General features: G+C 75.2%; 2 protein-coding genes. Both read right to left on the bottom strand.

The features are described from left to right. On the bottom strand, positions 1 to 915 hold a 915-nt coding region (locus ACZ44S_RS39055), incomplete at its 3' end, for a beta-ketoacyl synthase N-terminal-like domain-containing protein (protein WP_466938260.1). Between the two features lie 108 nt (positions 916 to 1023). Then, on the bottom strand, positions 1024 to 4026 hold a 3003-nt coding region (locus ACZ44S_RS39060; protein WP_466938257.1), incomplete at its 5' end, for an SDR family NAD(P)-dependent oxidoreductase.

Below are 4026 nucleotides of genomic sequence, written 5' to 3' on the forward strand. Positions count from 1 at the left end.
GTTCACCGCGCTGCCCCGCACCACAGCCAGGACCTGATGGCCGTTGCGGCGGGCGTCCGACAGACGCTCCAGCAGCAGCACGCCCACGCCCTCGGAGAAGCCGGTGCCGTTGGCGCCGGCGGCGAAGGCGCGGCAGCGGCCGTCCGGGGAGAGGCCGCGCTGCCGGGAGAACTCGACGAACATCTTGCTGTCGGCCATCACGGCCGCGCCGCCGGCCAGCGCCATCTCGGACTCGCCGGAGCGCAGGGACTGGACGGCGAGGTGGATGGCGACCAGCGACGAGGAGCAGGCGGTGTCGACGGTGACCGAGGGTCCTTCGATGCCCAGGGTGTAGGAGACGCGGCCGGAGGCGAAGCTGCCGGTGCTGCCGCGCCCGAGGTACGCCTCCAGGTCCTCCGGGACCTTGCGCACGCGCGGCGCGTAGTCGTGGTGCATGACGCCGGTGTAGAGGCCGATCCTGCGTCCGCGCAGGGAGGTGGGGTCGATGTTGGCGCGTTCGAAGACCTCCCAGGAGGTCTCCAGGAGGAGCCGCTGCTGGGGGTCCATCGCGACGGCCTCGCGCGGGGAGATCCCGAAGAACTCGGCGTCGAAGCCGGCCACGTCGTCGAGGAACCCGCCCTCGCGGACGTAGGTCTTGCCGGCGGCGTCGGGGTCGGCGTCGTACAGGCCGGCCAGGTCCCAGCCGCGGTCGTCGGGGAAGGGGGTGATGCCGTCGACGCCGTCCGCCACCAGCCGCCAGAGGTCGTCGGGGGAGGTGACTCCGCCGGGCAGACGACATGCCATACCGACGACGGCGATGGGCTCCCACGCCTTCTCCTCGACCTCGCGCAGCCGACGGGTCGCCTGACGAGCGGTGGCGACTGCCTTGTTGAGGTATTCGCGGTACTTCTTGTCGTCGGACATGGAGAAGGTCAGCTCCTAGGGAAAGACTTCTGACGGCGGGGCGGGCGGCGGGGTCCGCGGGCCCGGAGGGGGGCGGCGGACGGGGCCGGCGGATCGGACGGGATCGGCGGGTCGACGCCGTCAGGAAGTGGTGAACTCGTTGTCGATGATGTCGAAGACCTCGTCGTCGGTGACCGACTCGAGGTCGTCGTCGAGGCCGTCCTCCGCGGCGTCCGGTGACCACTTGGCCAGCAGGACCTGGAGGGCGGCGGTGACCTGGGCGCGGACCGCCCGGTCGTCGGGCACGGAGGCGAGGGTGGTCTTGAGCTTCTCCACCTCGACGACCGCGCGGTGCTGGGCGGGGCTGCTCTCGGGTGCGAGGGCCTCGCGCAGGTGCGTGACGAGCACGGCGGGTGCGGGGTGGTCGAAGAGCAGGGTGGCGGGCAGCCGCAGGCCGGTGGCGGCGGACAGCTTGTTGCGCAGTTCGACGGCGGTGAGCGAGTCGAAGCCGAGCTCCTGGAAGGCCCGGTCCGGGTGGACGGCGTGGGTGTCCTGGTGGCCGAGGACGACGGCGGTCTCGGCGCGGACCAGGTCGAGCAGGATCGCCTTCTGGGCGTCCTCCTCGAGTCCGGCCAGGCGTTCGCGCAGGGAGCCGGCCGCGGCGAGGTCGGCGCGCCGGGCGCGGGCCTCGGCCGCGGCGATGCGGCGGACCTCCGGGACGCCCTGGAGGAGCGGGGAGGGCCGGGACGTGGTGAACGCCGCGTGGAACCGCTTCCAGTCGATGTGGGCGACGGTGAGGCCGCTCTGGTCGCCGGCCAGGGCACGGTCGAGGGCGGTCAGCATCAGTTCGGGGCGTGCGGCCTCGATGCCCTGGCGGCGCAGCTGCGGTGCCGAGGCGGCGTCGACCATGCCGCCGCCGGACCAGGCGCCCCAGGCGAGGGCGGTGGCGGCGCGGCCCTGGCCCCGCCGGCGGGCGGCGAGGGCGTCCAGGTAGGCGTTGCCCGCGGAGTAGGCGCTCTGGGTGCCGCTGCCCCAGACCCCGGCGATGGAGGAGAACACGACGAAGGCGTCCAGGGGGGTGTCGCCGAGGAGTGCGTCGAGGTGGGCGGCGCCCGCCACCTTGGCCGACACGACGGCGCCGAAGTCGTCGAGGGTCGTCTCGTCCAGGGCGCCGAAGCCGTTGACGCCTGCGGCGTGGACGACGGTGCGGACGGTGTCGCCGTCCGCCGCGAGCTTCGCCAGCAGGTCCTCGAGGGCCTGGCGGTCCGTGACGTCGACGGCGGCCACGGTGACGCGGGCGCCGGCTTCGACGAGTTCGGCGGTCAGTGCGGCGGCGCCGGGGGCGTCGGCTCCGCGGCGGCCGACCAGCACCAGGTGCTCGGCGCCGGCCGCGGCCATCCGGCGGGCGGCGTGGCCGCCGAGCGCTCCGGTGCCGCCGGTCACGAGCGCGGTGCCGGTGGTCCGCCAGGGTGCCTCGTCGGGCTGCGGCCGGTGCAGCGGGGCCCGTTCCAGGCGGCGGGTGAGGATCGTGCCGGCGCGCAGGGCGAGCTGGTCCTCGGTGCCGCTGCCGCCGCCGAGGACCGCGGCGAGCAGGTCGCCCGTGTCGTCGTCGAGGTCGGCGGGGAGGTCGACGAGTCCGCCCCAGCGGCCGGGGTGTTCGAGCGCGGCGACCTGGCCGAGGCCCCAGAGGGCGGCCTGGCCGGCGTTGCGCACCGGGTCGGTGCCGGAGGTGGCGACGGCTCCCTGGGTGGCGATCCAGAGGGGTGCGTCGATGCCGGTGTCGCCGAGCGCCTGGACGAGGCCGAGGGTGGCCGCGAGTCCGCCGGTGACGCCGGGGTGGCCGGGCCGGGCGGTCTCGTCGAGGGCGAGCAGGGACAGGACGCCGGTGACGGCGTCCTGGTCCGCGGTCGTACCGGTGAGGAGGGTGGCGAACGCCTCCCGGTCGGTGGGCCCGTCGGCGGCCGCGGACAGCGGTACGACGTCGGCGCCGCGGCCTTCGAGGGCGGTGAGGGACGCGGTGACCGCCGGGTGCCCGGTGTGGTCGGCGGGGACGGCGACGAGCCAGGTGCCGGCGGGTGCGGCGGCCCGGTCGGTGTCCTCGACGGGGGGCCAGGCCGTGCCGTAGATCCAGTTGTCGAGCCGGGAGGAGCCGGTCTCGCGGGCCAGCCGGGCGTCGGCGAGCTGCTTCTGGGTCACCTGACGGCCGATGAGGGCGTCGATGCGGGCGACCGGTGCGCCGGTCTGGTCGGTGACGGTGACCTGCCAGGTCTCCTCGCCCGCGGGGACGAAGTGGGCGCGCAGCCGGGAGGCTCCACGGGTCCACAGGGTGATGCCGTTCCAGGAGAAGGGCAGGCGCGGCAGTCCGGTGCCGTGGAGCAGCGGGGCGTGCAGCGCGGAGTCGAGCAGGGCGGGGTGCAGGGAGAAGTTCCCCGCGTTCTCGCGCAGTTCCTCGGGCAGCGCGACCTCGGCGAAGATCTCGTCGTCGCGGGTCCAGACACCGCGCAGGCCCTGGAAGGCGGGACCGTACTCGTAGCCGCGCTCGGCGAGGCCGGCGTACACGGTGTCGACGTCGACGGGTACGGCGGTGGCGCCGGCCGGCGGCCAGGGGAGGGCGGGTTCCCCGGACTCGGGGTCTTCGGGGACGAGCGTGCCCGTGGCGTGGCGGGTCCAGTCGGGTTCGTCGCCCTCGGGCCGGGAGTGGACGGAGACGGCGCGGCGGCCCGACTCGTCGGGTGCGGCGAGTTCGACGCGCACCTGGATGCCGCCGTCCTCGGGGAGGATGAGGGGCGCCTCGATGACGAGTTCCTCGAGGGCGCCGCAGTCGGCCTCGGCGCCGGCGGTGAGGACCAGGTCGACGAAGCCGGTGCCGGGCAGCAGGGCCGTGCCCCACACGGCATGGTCGGCGAGCCAGGGGTGGGTGCGGGTCGACCAGCGGCCGGTGAAGGCCGTGCCGCCGGTGCCGGGGAGGTCGACGGCGGCGCCGAGCAGCGGGTGCCCGGTGGGCGTGAGGCCGGCGGAGGAGACGTCGCCCTCGGCGCGCTCGGCCTTCAGCCAGTAGTGCTGGTGCTGGAAGGGATACGTCGGCAGTTCCGTCCGCCGCGCACTGCCCGCGTCGAACGCGGCAGCCCAGTCCACCTCCACACC

This window comes from Streptomyces malachitofuscus (assembly GCF_055571035.1).